General features: G+C 45.3%; 13 protein-coding genes. All 13 read right to left on the reverse strand.

Annotated features, from left to right (window positions below):
* Positions 1-2 precede the first annotated feature (2 nt).
* Positions 3-896, reverse strand: coding sequence for a homocysteine S-methyltransferase family protein (locus tag U9J37_RS03400; RefSeq protein WP_005470733.1), 894 nt, complete (start codon positions 894-896; stop codon positions 3-5).
* Between the two features lie 89 nt (positions 897-985).
* Positions 986-1,483 (reverse strand): copper resistance protein NlpE, encoded by a 498-nt coding sequence (locus U9J37_RS03405; protein ID WP_005470638.1) that lies wholly within the window; start codon positions 1,481-1,483, stop codon positions 986-988.
* A 186-nt stretch (positions 1,484-1,669) separates the two neighbouring features.
* Positions 1,670-2,518 carry a tetratricopeptide repeat protein gene (locus U9J37_RS03410; RefSeq protein ID WP_038138390.1) on the reverse strand — a complete coding sequence of 283 codons (849 nt, stop codon included), beginning with the start codon at positions 2,516-2,518 and terminating at the stop codon, positions 1,670-1,672.
* Between the two features lie 135 nt (positions 2,519-2,653).
* Entirely contained in the window at positions 2,654-3,319 is a 666-nt protein-coding gene (locus U9J37_RS03415; RefSeq protein WP_005470695.1) for a helix-turn-helix transcriptional regulator, read from the reverse strand.
* Between the two features lie 89 nt (positions 3,320-3,408).
* Positions 3,409-4,287 (reverse strand): hypothetical protein, encoded by an 879-nt coding sequence (locus tag U9J37_RS03420; RefSeq protein ID WP_005470785.1) that lies wholly within the window; start codon positions 4,285-4,287, stop codon positions 3,409-3,411.
* Positions 4,277-6,757, reverse strand: coding sequence for a fimbria/pilus outer membrane usher protein (locus tag U9J37_RS03425; protein WP_005470738.1), 2,481 nt, complete (start codon positions 6,755-6,757; stop codon positions 4,277-4,279). Before U9J37_RS03425 ends, U9J37_RS03420 begins: the two co-directional genes overlap by 11 nt.
* On the reverse strand, positions 6,738-7,412 hold the full coding sequence (locus tag U9J37_RS03430) for a fimbrial biogenesis chaperone (RefSeq protein WP_005470763.1): 675 nt from the start codon (positions 7,410-7,412) through the stop codon (positions 6,738-6,740). The genes U9J37_RS03425 and U9J37_RS03430 overlap by 20 nt, the downstream gene beginning before the upstream one ends.
* A 1-nt stretch (position 7,413) precedes the next feature.
* Positions 7,414-8,118 carry a fimbrial biogenesis chaperone gene (locus U9J37_RS03435; RefSeq protein ID WP_005470849.1) on the reverse strand — a complete coding sequence of 235 codons (705 nt, stop codon included), beginning with the start codon at positions 8,116-8,118 and terminating at the stop codon, positions 7,414-7,416.
* A 66-nt stretch (positions 8,119-8,184) separates the two neighbouring features.
* On the reverse strand, positions 8,185-8,679 hold the full coding sequence (locus tag U9J37_RS03440) for a hypothetical protein (protein WP_005470712.1): 495 nt from the start codon (positions 8,677-8,679) through the stop codon (positions 8,185-8,187).
* Positions 8,680-8,764: 85 nt separating this feature from the next.
* Complete coding sequence (locus tag U9J37_RS03445) at positions 8,765-9,265, reverse strand: hypothetical protein (protein WP_005470753.1); 501 nt, start codon at positions 9,263-9,265, stop codon at positions 8,765-8,767.
* A gap of 187 nt (positions 9,266-9,452) precedes the next feature.
* Positions 9,453-10,058 (reverse strand): alpha-ketoglutarate-dependent dioxygenase AlkB family protein, encoded by a 606-nt coding sequence (locus U9J37_RS03450; RefSeq protein ID WP_322413894.1) that lies wholly within the window; start codon positions 10,056-10,058, stop codon positions 9,453-9,455.
* An 18-nt stretch (positions 10,059-10,076) separates the two neighbouring features.
* Positions 10,077-11,021, reverse strand: coding sequence for an endonuclease/exonuclease/phosphatase family protein (locus tag U9J37_RS03455; protein ID WP_322413895.1), 945 nt, complete (start codon positions 11,019-11,021; stop codon positions 10,077-10,079).
* A 165-nt stretch (positions 11,022-11,186) separates the two neighbouring features.
* Positions 11,187-12,668 carry a carboxypeptidase M32 gene (locus U9J37_RS03460; protein ID WP_005470774.1) on the reverse strand — a complete coding sequence of 494 codons (1,482 nt, stop codon included), beginning with the start codon at positions 12,666-12,668 and terminating at the stop codon, positions 11,187-11,189.
* Between the last annotated feature and the right edge of the window lie 134 nt (positions 12,669-12,802).

Consider the following 12,802-nt stretch of genomic DNA (forward strand, 5'->3'; position numbering starts at 1 on the left):
GCCTAGATGGCTCCTTTTGTTTTCCATTCCGCCAGTACTTGTATGTACTCAGGACCGATACCACAGCATCCTCCAATGATTTCAGCCCCAGCTTGCTGCCAGGCTTTGGCAAACTCTAGATAGTCTTCTGGGGTGAGAGCTCGAATGCTTTGCAAGCTACCGTTGGCTTGATGATCAGGAGTAATGATGTCGAAATTATTCGCGTATGCTCCGATAGTGATTTTGGCACCGTTTTGGTCAAATATGGCTTTGGCATCGATGACGGCTTGTTCAAGTACTTCGGGGATCGAGCAGTTAAATAGCATGCCTGATGCACCGCTCTCTGCGACTTTTAGAGCAGCGTCTGTCACCGTTTCACCAGAGCGCAACTGGGCGTTTTTCCCCTGCGGTTCATCCATCAAGGTAAATGCGTAATGACAGGGCTTATCACAGTTGGACAGTAACCCATGATTGGTCTCAAACTCTTTAATTGAGGCCAGCGTTTCGACCATCCAAAGATCAATGTATGGCACTTGAGCTTGGATAAGTGTCTCAAGAATTGGCGTCGCTTTGGCTACATCGAAAAGATCCGGACGATAACTGCCCAGAGCAGGTGGCAAGCAGCCCGCGACCAACACTCCTTTATGGTTGTCAGCCACTTTTCGCGCTATGGTTGCAGCACTTCGGGCGAGCGCAGCGCCTTGTTGCTGGAAGCGCTCATCACCAAGGTGAAAAGGCACACAAGCGTAAGCGTTGGTAATTATGATCTCTGCCCCGGCTTGGACGAAGCTTTGGTGCACTTGGGTGACGTGTTGCGGTGATTCTAGTAGAGCTTGAGCGCTCCAGAGTGGTTGGGAAAATGGGGCGTCTACGCGTTTAAGCTCGCGTCCCATTCCTCCATCTAAGATGGTGAGCATTTCATCATTCCGTACAGCTAATGAGTCGATAGATTACTTCTCATCATAGAGTGCTCCTCGCAAAAATGAAATGCTCTTTGACCGTGAGCTTACTGTTTCTGCAGTTGATAGTGCTCTGCGAGATCACCTTTAACGCGTTGACCGTTTTTATCGAGCATTAACAAGATGTTTTCGCCGACGAAGAATTGATTTGCGCCAGTTTCATTTTCAAGCGTGATGATGTTGCCCTCATCATTCCAACTCAGTTGGCCATGAGATTCAAAGAAGCCATCCTCTTTACCTAAATAGGTTTGATTTACGCTGTAACTGCCATCATGGTTGAGGGTGATTTGTGTTTCAATGCCTTCGCAATCTGCACAAGGTAAAATCCCGAAGTAGGTGCCGTTCCAATCTAATGCGTTATTCGCGGTGTGTTGGTCAATCACCTCAAAATCCGTCTCGGTTGACTCTTGATTCGGGGTTGCGGCTTCTGCTTCCGCAACGACATTGTCCATCGAGGCTGTTGTCTCGTTTGTCTGCTCATCTTGGCAGCCCGCCAGTGCGATTGCTGCGATGCTAAGACCCACCATTAAAATTACTTTTTTCATCTGACTATCCTATCTATTGGGGAGGTGCAGTAATGGTAAGTTATGACACTGAGCACTCGTCAGAACTGAGTGAGATCATTTACAATTTTTAGTGAGTTTATTAGCTAAACCATAACAATAGCCAAAGGTGGGCTAAGGGCGGGGCTTAGTGTTTAGGCGCCAGCGAGTTCACTGGCTCCTAGAGGATCAATCATCAAGTACAGGAAGTAGGGCATCAAAGTGAGGGTTGCCATGCAGCCCTTCAAGATCGGGTTCGGTGTTAATCAAGTCTCTAATTGAAGGTGTCGCTTCAATTGCGCGTTCAAGATCTTCAATGGCTTGCTCTTCAACGCCCAATCGCGAGAATGCACATGCGCGTTGGTATAAAGCAGGACCGTTTGTGGTGTCTAGCTCAAGAACACGGTTACACAGACTTAGCGCCCAGTTGTACTCTTTGATCTCCATTGCTGCGTCGGCTTTGTAGGTGAGCGCTTCGAGGTCGCCTGGACGAATGTTTAAGATCTCGTCATAGACATCGATACGTTGTTCGGCGGTCGGCATACTTTGTGCGCGAAGCCAGAGGTTATGGATCTCGTTAATGCGTTCAATTTCTTTGTTGTTTTCGCTAATGATGCGGGTTTTACGTTTCAAGTCACGCTCTAGCGCGCTGAACTTTTTCTCGTATTCGCCTGCGATCGCTTCCAGACGCTTATCGGCCATCTCTTTGGTGTTGTTTTTAAACTCGCGAAGGGACTGCCATCCAACAAAGGCGATAAGAGAAGCTACACCAGCAATAATATAGAAGAAGTAGGTGACCGTGACGTTGGCGTAGTTCAGAGACTTATCCGCGACCGCAAGTTCTCGGTCTGTCATTTGGATAGTAAGGCGTCTTTCTAAATCTTGCTGATCCTGACGCAACGATTTGAGCTCATCGATGATGTAGCGCTCCATTAATGGGCGATCGAGCAGATCACTCTCTGAGTACTTGGTGGATTCAGCATGGCTAAGGGAAGCGAAGGTGAGAAAGAAAGCTATAAAAAGAGGAAATAATCGCATAATGAATGGGTACTGTTGTCGTTCTCAATAAGTAAACAGTAACAAAATCACACGCAGTTGAGTATGGTTGGGAGGAATTAATCCGAGATTAGGGGAGGGAAATGACTGACGGCAGCACCATCAGCCATACACCAATCAGTTGCTGTGTTCAAAAAACTGATTTGATACTTTGTTGATGACCTCTTTTCGACAACGGACATTGAGCTTTTTGTAGAGCTTGTACACGTGAGTTTTGACGGTACTCTCGGCCACAAAAAGCGCTTCAGCAATTTCCAAGTTGGATTGCCCTTGAATAATGCGCTCCAATGTTTGTTGCTCCCGTTTAGTTAAGGTTGTGTTCAACTCTTGATAGTTGATGGCATAGGGTCGAAACTCATTGAGCATCTTTACCATCAGTTTTCGCGGAAGCCACATGTCATTGTTGCTAACGGCATCTAAACAGCGAAATAAATGATCAATCGGCGCCTCTTGGTAGAGAATGCCTTTGAGTCCCCGGTAGCGACACAACTCTATGTCGACACCTGTCTCAGGGACATCATAAACGATCAGGGTAGAGGTTTCCTGAGAGAAAAAATCAATCAATTCGCTTGTTGCATTGCTTAACACGTTGTATGAAACAAGAGTAATAGTTCTTTGGTTTATTGTTTGAACACCATCGTCACAAAAGTATTGTGGTAACTTCCTCGTAAAGCGGAATTTGTTTTTCTTTTCAATTTCTCGTCGAATAAACTGATTCTGTATACAGTTAAAACCAACCAGCACCACATCCAAAATTTCTCCATTGTTCTTATTCTTTACCATGACCAACCTCGTGATGATATTTGTCCCTGTCAACATAGACCACGGAAATGTCAGCAGCTAGGTCATATTTGTCTCACACATGAGAATTCTCAGGGTTGGAGAGTCAAATTCGGCTCAATCGAGATCTGTATCGTGTCTCTGTATTTGCCTCCAGGCCTATTGTTGGTATCACCCACCTCAAATTGAATGTCCATTGGTGAGCCAGAAGTGGGCTGGTTACGAGTGAGTTGGGCGATGGTTTGCCTAAGGTCTAGTCGCCGCTGGTCGATACTCATTGAGTAGTCGATATCCCAATCATTGTCGTTGGTCTCGTGCCGCAGTTTCCCTTGGTTGTCTGAGCTTACCGATATTGAATAACCCGAATTGGTTTGGACCCAAAGTTTAGGCGCAGAAGTAATGATTTTATGCGAACTCAGTTCACCCATATCCAATTGGTAATAATTCTGAGCCAAACCATAAAACTGAATTTTTGCAATTGGCAGTACAGTCATTGAAATAGGCAGTGTTTTGGTGAACGTCAACGACGAACTCGTTGATGGCTCGTTGAGAAGGCTTGCTTCTAGTTTTGCCTGATAGTTTCCGGCCTCAATCCACTGGAGTGAAGGGTAGCGCAGTTGAAATGTTGTTGTAGGTTGTTGGCTTGTCAGTTCTACTTTCCATTGGTTACCGCTTAAATGTCCTTGGCCAAACCACTCAAAAACTAACGCTTCGTTCGCTCCGTTGAGAAGGCTTTTGTTTCCGTCTTCAAGTTCGACTGTGATGGTTGCAACGCAATCTTGTCCGATAAATTCAGCGGCAACTCTGTAGTTGTTTGATACTGAAAACTGAGAGGAGGAAAGTACGTTGTAGTTTGTTTGCTCGGACAGAGTTTCTAGGGCTAACCCTCTGACTTCACATTGACCAAAGGCGAATGTTGAACAGAGCAGAAGCGAAAGTGCCACAGTTTGTGCATGGATGTTATTCAACATATAAATCTCCTAAGCGAATGAGAACCTCACTGTTTGGGCTAAGCGTTATGGTGACTGACTGCTGACGTTTGTTGCTTAAAGTCAGTGTGTATGTGCCCGCTTTTAAACCGGATATTGCGAACAGCCCGTTTCGGTTAGTGAAGAATTCAATTGGGTCTTGTGTATCGTCAGTGCGATATGCTTTGCCTGCAATTAGCGAAATTGGCGCATTTGTATTTGGGTCAATGAGGGTCCCGATTACCGTCAGAACGGCGTCAGAGCCCACTTGAAGTAAGTAGCCTTGTTTGTATCCTGGGTTTAGCCAAAAAGCACCGTCACCTAAGTCATACCCAGGGGGCAGGTCTTCAACGTCGTAGGTGAGTAGTCTTGTGTTGTATGCAACTAAATCAGGGACAAGTGCGCTACTCTCACCATCACTGTGCACACGTGCGTGTTCACCATCATTGCTGGGTTCTATGGTGAGGCGGTTTTCTCTGAGACTCGAGTGCTTAGTGACGATAGCGAAGGCATCTCGGACTGGGCGACCAACAGCCAGTTTAGTTCCAGCAAAGGCGATGGCACTACTGAGTTCCACACGGGTGTTGTGGCTTCGAGTCTGCTCACTGTAACTATCAACGCGTGTAGTATGATCCGCGTTAGCGATGAATTGATTCCCAGTGTAGTTGACTCCCATGTCAACACTTGTATCGACATCTCGGTTGCGTGTGATTGAGGCAAAACTCGACACACCACCCGTGTTACCAATGTTATTTTGGTACGTGTAGTCTAGTGAGGCTTGGTCAGTGTCGCTGTTGTAGCGCCCCACCAGTCGAGTTGTTTTACCAAACGGCCAACTTAGCGTGATGGAGGCGCTCCAGTCGTCATCCTCGATTTTATTGTATCGATAGTTGAGTTTCGTACTCCAAGTCGCTGGCGTCGCAAAGAAGGAACCAGACAAACTGGGGCTTACGGTGACATAGTCTTTGTCTCGGTCGACTCCAGAACTGTAACCAACTGAAAGAGCGGATCGTATGTTGTCTATCAGATACATCGAACCAAACAGTGACGCATAATGGGTAGTCGGATTTATAGGGGACTCCGTCACGTCGTGGCTATTTACGCCCGCATATTGCTCGGATTGGTACTCATAAATGAAGCTTAATTGCGGTCTTAGGTGATTATCATCATCAAACTCTGCGTCGAAAGCGAGACGGTAAGCGCGCCCAGAACCCAATGTTGGATGGTGACTAAAAGAGGGCGAAAACTCGGTTACACCCAACGACGAGGCAAGTAGAACCGTTCCACCATATTGGTACAGATCGTCTCTGGTTTGGGCGTTTATTCCCGCTGTCATCCAAGGTGTAAAGCCGATATCCAAGTAGCCGTGAAAAACCTTTTGGTCCGTTAAGTACTCGATTTGTCTTTCTTTGCGTTGGCTTGGTACACCGTACATTACGCTGTATTCAAATTCCCCAGAGTTGAGCAGATCGTTGCCGGTAGCAACGGAAAACTCGATACGCTCCTGAGCGCCACTCGGGTCGGTAATGAGCAGTTCGACGTCATTGTTTCCCTGCGCTAATGGAATGTCGTTGAGGTTATAGCTACCCGCGCCAAGAGTGAGTCGTTGTACGACGACGCCATCGACCACAACGTCAACACTGGATGTTCTTTGCAACGTAAAGGACTGATTGGCTTTTGGTCTTACATTGCGTGTTGGTATGAGTGTAAAGTCTCTTGTTATGCCTAGTCCGAATACGTCGGTTGCATCTTGCAATAGTTTTCCTGTGTTGAACATATCGCCGATAACGACTCGAGTTCCTTGGCTTGGGATATCGAAATTCAACCGTGTTCCTTCTCGTACATAAATAGCATCACTGTTGGTGCTGTTTTCAAACGCAGATTCATATTCTAGGTTTAGCTTGCCTAGCGTGAAGCCCGCGTCAAATCGAGAGTTATACGAGTCGATACGCTCTCTATCAACGTCGATGGATTGGCTAGTATTCGCATTGACACTAACGTTGAGGTATCCAGAGAGAAACTGTGGTGAGAGGTATTCGAAACCATTATTATCTTTCTCCAGTGAAATGTTCCTTGTGAGCCCTGCATCAGCTGGCACGGTAATGATGCACTCAAGCGTAGAGAGATCGAATGTCATATCTAGTCCAGCACGTTGGAAGTCTTCTTTGGTGAGGCGGTTTGGATTCTGCGCTTGCTCGAGCTTTCTAATTGTCTCCTCAGAAACCAAGCTGGAAAGCAGGGTTATAGTGCTTTGTTTAGGTAGCTCGATCTCGTTATCAGCGGTAATGGTGATCAGCGCCTCGCCAAGAACGGTATCGCTGACTTTGAGTAGGGAAGAAAGCTCCAAATCACGACCAGTGGGATTTAACACGACCTCAGTTTGGCTAGCGTATGACTTGGATATCCCTAACAACCATAGGCACAAGGAAGTAAGGATGATGTGTCGAACAACATTAGTTATTTTCTTGGCCATAGTAATTTCCCATTGGAATATCGACTGGCTCACTCAACTCGACATAGGAATATGGAGGGATAAAATACTCGCCAAAACCATCCTCTAAGCGGTTCATAGCGCCAGAAGGAAATTGAAAAGACAGTTGGCTGGAATATATAAAACGATTACCATTGTTCTCCAACTTTGCTAGACCTAGGTTATTAACACGTAACATCACATTGGGTTTGTTATTATCTGAGTAGACATGAACCAAAGTATTGTAGTGAATTTGAAAGTTGACGCTTGGTACTATATCTTGGTTATCTTCATTAGGTGTCTTGAGGTTTATTTGACTGAATCTAACAAAATAACTCTCAGATTGGTCAAGGTACTTATTGTCCAACCATTGTAATCGAAAGAGTTGGCTTTCATCTGGTTTTAAAATAACGGCCATAGGAAATATAAGTAATGAACTGTCGTCGGGCTGCCGTTCATAAAGCTGGCCCTTGTCGTTGAACTTAAGTTTAAATACATTCGCTTCAATGGCTATTCGTTCAGTGGAGTTGTTGGTTAGAACTATCTTTCCTGATTGATTTTTAGAAATATTAAATTCCAGGGTTGTTGGTGACAGAACAATGCCATAGGAGTTGCAAGCGAATAAAGTAAATAGTAGCCCTATAGCAATTCTGTGCATATTACTCTTCCTCAGCAATATCTATTTTTAATTTGCGTACATTAAAGTTATCAATTGGTGTCATTTCAAAGAAGCGAGTAGAATATGGAAGCACTAGAGTTCCTGCAATTAATTTGCTGATCTCAACGCCTTTCAAATATAGAGAATTATTTCCGTCATCCAATGTCCAGTTCGTTCTGGAGAGTCGCCCATAGCTGTCACCGCTATTTTCAACTTCGACAAGCCATTTCGCGTCTTTTTGTGTAACGCTTCGGATGCTCAGCTTTGGATTGGTGTTCTTGGGACGAATGTTTACCAGCGTATTGAACTGTAGTAGCAAGCCCATTTGCCCGCTCTCTTCTTTAGAGTTTTCTACTTTTACCTGTTTAACCGCGACTCGGTACGACTTGGATTGAGAGATTGAAGGATCACCCAAGTATCGAACCATGACAGATTGAGAACGACCTGGTTTAACAATTGCCGTAACCGGGATAACTAAGAGGTCGTCATCTGCGGGAGAAATGGTCTCATTGCCATATTGGTCCATAGTCATGGAGAGTGGGTAAAGTTCGACGGTAAGTGGCTTGGATGACGTGTTGTCAATGCGCATTGTCATTTGGGCGCGTTTTCCGATAGGCTCCATTTCTGCAATCATGGGCTCGACACGGTAGGCATGCGCCGTTGAAGAAACGATCAATAATCCAATTAAACTCATCCAGCGCAACATGTTTGGCTCCGATTAGAAGTTGAATAAAAAGGAGACTGCGCAAACACAGCCTCCTAACAAGTGGTATTAGTTTGAAGTAATGTTTACGGTCAATGTGTCTGAGTAACCACCCGCCCATGCCGCTGTTTCTGTTGTGGCTACATCCAATGTTGCAGCGACACCAGTCGCAAGAGTTGATGAGCCCGCGTAAGAGAGCGAGTTAGAAACATCGTTTGGACCTGGGCCCCCAGGAGTGTTTAGTACAAGAGGAGCCAAACCTGCTGGAGTGAATGTTGCTGTGTACTTCAGAGCGTAGTCTTCGTTATCATCAGATTCTAGACCGCCTTCCGCACTGGTAAGCTTCACAGTTGCGCCATCAATATCGTTACATTGAATTGCTAGGGGAATAGAAACAGACTGAGTGCTCGTAACTAAACCAAGGTCAACGAGTTGTGTAGAAAGACCGGACACTTCACATACAGGCGATACGTAACCGACGAGTTGAACATCGCCTGGTGCAGCGTGGATAGGTGTTGTCAAAACGGCAGTTACTGCAGCGGCACAAAAAGTTAGTTTTTTCATAAGAAAATTCCTTTAACTCAAATTGAAACATTATGTTTAGCCCGTTTCCGACGAGCTATGGAGCCTACCTAAATAGGCTGAGTTTCTACTTCACGGTACTGAGAATAGAGGGTATGATGTCTATTTCAACAGTATCTCGATAATGGCCTGCGTAAAGAAGGCCACGTTCTAACGTTACTCTCAATTCTCCAGTTGATGAGAATGGAATAACGCCAAAGCTGCTAATTCTATTTACATTAGTTAGGTCTTTACTTTCCGTCTTAAAACGAGTTTTTGTTTTGTCGATTTGAACTTCAAAAATGTAATCTTCAACAATATTATGGTTTTCACTCCCTAGTTTTAGCCCTCCGTTGTGTGAAGAAACCTCAATTAGAAACGGTTGATTGCAATACAACTCGAAAGGTAATGTCTCTAACTTTTTATGTGAGAGGTTTATTTCATTTCCTTGATTAAAAGAAATTTCACATCGATTGCTAATGTGACCTTCGATATCCATGGTCAAAGATTGGGCGTGCAAATTAAAACCAGCTAATAGACAGGTAAATACAATGAAAATTTGTGTGTAATTATTTGCAATCAAGCTCATTGTTATTTCCAACACAATAGTCATTAACTATTATGAAGTGTACGCAGAGAGCCTCATCTGCAAGTGGTAAACTAGGTTGATATAATTTGAGAAAGTAGTAGAAAAAGTTGGAGGTTTTATCGTGGGGGTAAACGGTATTATCTATATGATCTGAAAACTAAGTGAACCTTATTTTTTCTCCAGCCAACTATTCGACAAGATTACGAAAAGTAAGATTAATTCTTGCAGCTCGCTGTTGTTTGGTTTTGGCTAACGTATGGAGCCAGTGGTGTTGCATTTCTCCAGCCATGATCAATAAGCTCCCTGATGTTAGGTCAAAGGTAATCTTCTGTTTTGATTGTTTGTGCTTTAGGTGAAACCTTCTTGTCTCGCCCAAGCTCAAAGAGGCGATTGTTGGGTTTATCCCTAACTCTGGTTCGTTGTCACTGTGCCATCCATTAGAATCTTGACCGTTGCGGTAGAGGTTGGCGAGAACCGAGTTAAACGGCGCATCGGCGGCAGATTCGCAGCGGCGTTTAAGATCAAGTAAGGTCGGCAACCACGGTTCAGGGTACATGGTTAAATTGGAATAACGATAGGGTGACTCCCCGTACCAACATTGAAGTCGAGGGATCGGCATGCGTTTGCCAAACAGCGTGATCTCATCTTCTCGCCAACGGATTTGTTGATTGAGTTGCTCAAACAATCGGCTTGCTTCGTCAGAAGGGATGAAATTGGGCGACCAAAAGAGTTTTCCATTTTCGACAGTATGCCATGTGTTTGGTGTCAAAAGTGGTTGCTCGTTTTGTGTCATGCTCAGTGCCCCCTTCGATTACAATACGAAACGCGTGGTGATGGACACAAACGCGTGATCGCTTGCATATTTGTCTTGCTCATAGCTTGGGCTAATAAGATGGGTATCAGTGACTTGATAGTCAATAATATCAGCGAGCGATACTTGAGAGTTTGCCTGAAACTCTTGTGAGACCAAAATGTAGTCAAGAACATTTCCATTCGCAAAGTGGTAGTGAGTAGGTGTGCGCTGGAATTGCCCTTCAGCGTTATACACCTGCCAACTGTCTACAAGTTTTAACCTACGCTCAATGCCCGTATCTTTGACCAGTAAGCCTGTTGAATCACTGTCTAATGACTGATTCATGTCTCCCATAAGCACCGTTGGACAGGGGCTATTCTGATATTCATGCTCCATAAACAAACGTAGCATGACCGCTTCCCAACCTCGTTGTTGAAAAGAGAGCCAATGACCTACGAGAGGTTGCTCTTCACCGTTGTCGTCACTTTCCGTGGGACGCTGTGACTTTAAATGACAAACATATACAGCGATGTCTCCCAGGTCAGGTACCTCAACGATAGCAAAGATGGGGTGGCGACTGAACTCTGGTAAAAGGACAGGGTAGCCGCTAAACAATTCCGCCAATGGGGTGACTGGTTTCACCTGCTTGATCGGAAACTTTGAGGCAATAGCAACAACGGGTTTTGAATAAATATAGTCGTCTTCCACATGTGGGGTTTCAACGGTTGCAAAGTGGGGAAAACCCATTTCGGTGCATAAACGTCTAGCAGCTTCAATGCTGAAAACTTCCTGTAGACCGATAATGTCAGCATCAAGGCTCATTAATCGATTCTTCGTCCAACGACACTTTCCCTCCCACGCCTCTTTCTCATAGATGTTGTCAAAATCATAGAATGCCGATGGCGGCTCTACAAAATTGAAGAGGTTGGCAGTAGCGAACGTGAGCGTTTTGTCTGTGAGCAATGGGCTTCTCTTGGATGCTGGTCTAATTGTTTCAGTGTAGCGAAGAGTTGAAGGGACAGAAACCGCTTTGTTGCTGGAGGTATACTCATATCAGAATGAGGCTCTCGGTTGTTTCCGTCGATTGAATGAGAGCGGCAATTAGTTTACCGCTCTCAATTTGTCGCATTACAGGTAACGACTTCTCAGGTGAGATTGGAAATGCTGCGCGTTCAAGGTTTCTCCCGTCGCACGAGTAACAAGCTCATCGGTAGTTAAGATGCTACCTTGGCTCCAGATATTCTCCGATAGCCATGTAAAGATAGGTGATAAATCACCGCTTTCAATTGCGCCTTCGACGTCAACGGTTTTCTTCATCGATGCCATAAATTGCGCCGCGTACATCGCGCCTAGAGTGTAGGAAGGGAAGTATCCAAACGCGCCATCTGTCCAGTGAATGTCTTGCATACAACCATTTTTAAAGTTGCCTTCTGTCGACAAACCCAGATATTTCTGCATCTTCTGATTCCAAAGTTCAGGCACATCAGTATGCTTAATCTTACCGTTAATTAAATCTCGCTCGATCTCGTAGCGCAAAATAACGTGGGCAGGGTAAGTTAATTCATCGGCATCAACTCGAATAAAATCTTTCTTCACGCGAGTGTAGAGCTTTTGGAAGTTATCTTGAGAGAAGAGCGCTTGATCGTGAGCAGCAAAATGCTGACCTGCAAGGCGTGATAGATGAGCGATAAACGCGTCACTGCGGCCAACTTGCATCTCAAAAAAGAGTGACTGAGATTCGTGAATACCCATAGAGCGAGCTTCCCCTGAAGGCAGCCCCGCTAGAGATTTAGGCAACCCTTGTTCGTAACGTGCATGGCCAGTTTCGTGTACGATCCCCATCAGCGATTGGACGAACTCACTTTCGTCGTAGCGAGTGGTGATACGAACATCGGTAGGAACGCCGCCGCAAAACGGGTGAACACTTTCATCCAAGCGACCGTGATTAAAGTCAAACTGCAGCAGCTTCATCACATCTAATCCCATGGCTTTTTGCTGCTCAGTAGCAAACTGTCCTTTAGGTTCAATAAAGCGCTCTGAAGACTGTTTTTCGATAACGTCGTCGATAAGAGCAGGAAGCCAGGTTTTGACGTCACTAAACAAGGTGTCGAGAGATTCGGAATGGGTGCCAGGCTCGTATATGTCTAGCATCGCATCGTATGGCGATAATCCGGTTGCTTGCGCACGAATTTGTGCTTCTTCTTGAGACAACTTGACCACTTCGGCCCAGTTTTTCTCGAAACCTTGCCAGTCATTTTCACCACGTTGGGTGCGCCATGCGTGTTCACACTTCGAACCGGCTAACGATTTCGCTTCAACTAACGCTTCTGGGAGTACGTTGGCTTGTTGCCAGTTACGTTTAAGTTCTCGAAGTGTGGCTTTTTCTTGAGTTGAAAGATCTTCTTGTTCGGCTTGCGCAAACCAATCACCGAGCTGTGGTTGAGTTTGCAAGTTATGCATGTGAACAGAGAGTTCTGCCATCGCTTCGGAACGAGCTTGGTTACCACCACTTGGCATGACGGATGCTTGATCCCATCCGCAGATTGCGCCTAAGTGCGCAAAGCGAGAGATTTTCAGTGAATGATCGGTGAGTTTTTTGAATGCGCTCATGGTTCGCCTTCCGTGACTAATAAAAACGAAAGTCTATCAATCAACCATCGACTGTCCAAGTAATTGAACACATTATTATTTGCTGAGTCTATTGAGTCAGTGAGAGTTAAATGTTGGCATGGGTCATTTATTGG

It is taken from the genome of Vibrio sp. 16 (assembly GCF_963681195.1).
Taxonomy (GTDB): domain Bacteria; phylum Pseudomonadota; class Gammaproteobacteria; order Enterobacterales; family Vibrionaceae; genus Vibrio; species Vibrio sinaloensis_D.

Coding starts and splice junctions, on each gene's coding strand:
- U9J37_RS03435 (WP_005470849.1), bottom strand. CDS start 8,118: ATGTTGCGCTGGATGAGTTTAATTGGATTATTGATCGTTTCTTCAACG.
- U9J37_RS03405 (WP_005470638.1), bottom strand. CDS start 1,483: ATGAAAAAAGTAATTTTAATGGTGGGTCTTAGCATCGCAGCAATCGCA.
- U9J37_RS03430 (WP_005470763.1), bottom strand. CDS start 7,412: ATGCACAGAATTGCTATAGGGCTACTATTTACTTTATTCGCTTGCAAC.
- U9J37_RS03440 (WP_005470712.1), bottom strand. CDS start 8,679: ATGAAAAAACTAACTTTTTGTGCCGCTGCAGTAACTGCCGTTTTGACA.
- U9J37_RS03400 (WP_005470733.1), bottom strand. CDS start 896: ATGCTCACCATCTTAGATGGAGGAATGGGACGCGAGCTTAAACGCGTA.
- U9J37_RS03445 (WP_005470753.1), bottom strand. CDS start 9,265: ATGAGCTTGATTGCAAATAATTACACACAAATTTTCATTGTATTTACC.
- U9J37_RS03450 (WP_322413894.1), bottom strand. CDS start 10,058: ATGACACAAAACGAGCAACCACTTTTGACACCAAACACATGGCATACT.
- U9J37_RS03420 (WP_005470785.1), bottom strand. CDS start 4,287: ATGTTGAATAACATCCATGCACAAACTGTGGCACTTTCGCTTCTGCTC.
- U9J37_RS03460 (WP_005470774.1), bottom strand. CDS start 12,668: ATGAGCGCATTCAAAAAACTCACCGATCATTCACTGAAAATCTCTCGC.
- U9J37_RS03410 (WP_038138390.1), bottom strand. CDS start 2,518: ATGCGATTATTTCCTCTTTTTATAGCTTTCTTTCTCACCTTCGCTTCC.
- U9J37_RS03415 (WP_005470695.1), bottom strand. CDS start 3,319: ATGGTAAAGAATAAGAACAATGGAGAAATTTTGGATGTGGTGCTGGTT.
- U9J37_RS03425 (WP_005470738.1), bottom strand. CDS start 6,757: ATGGCCAAGAAAATAACTAATGTTGTTCGACACATCATCCTTACTTCC.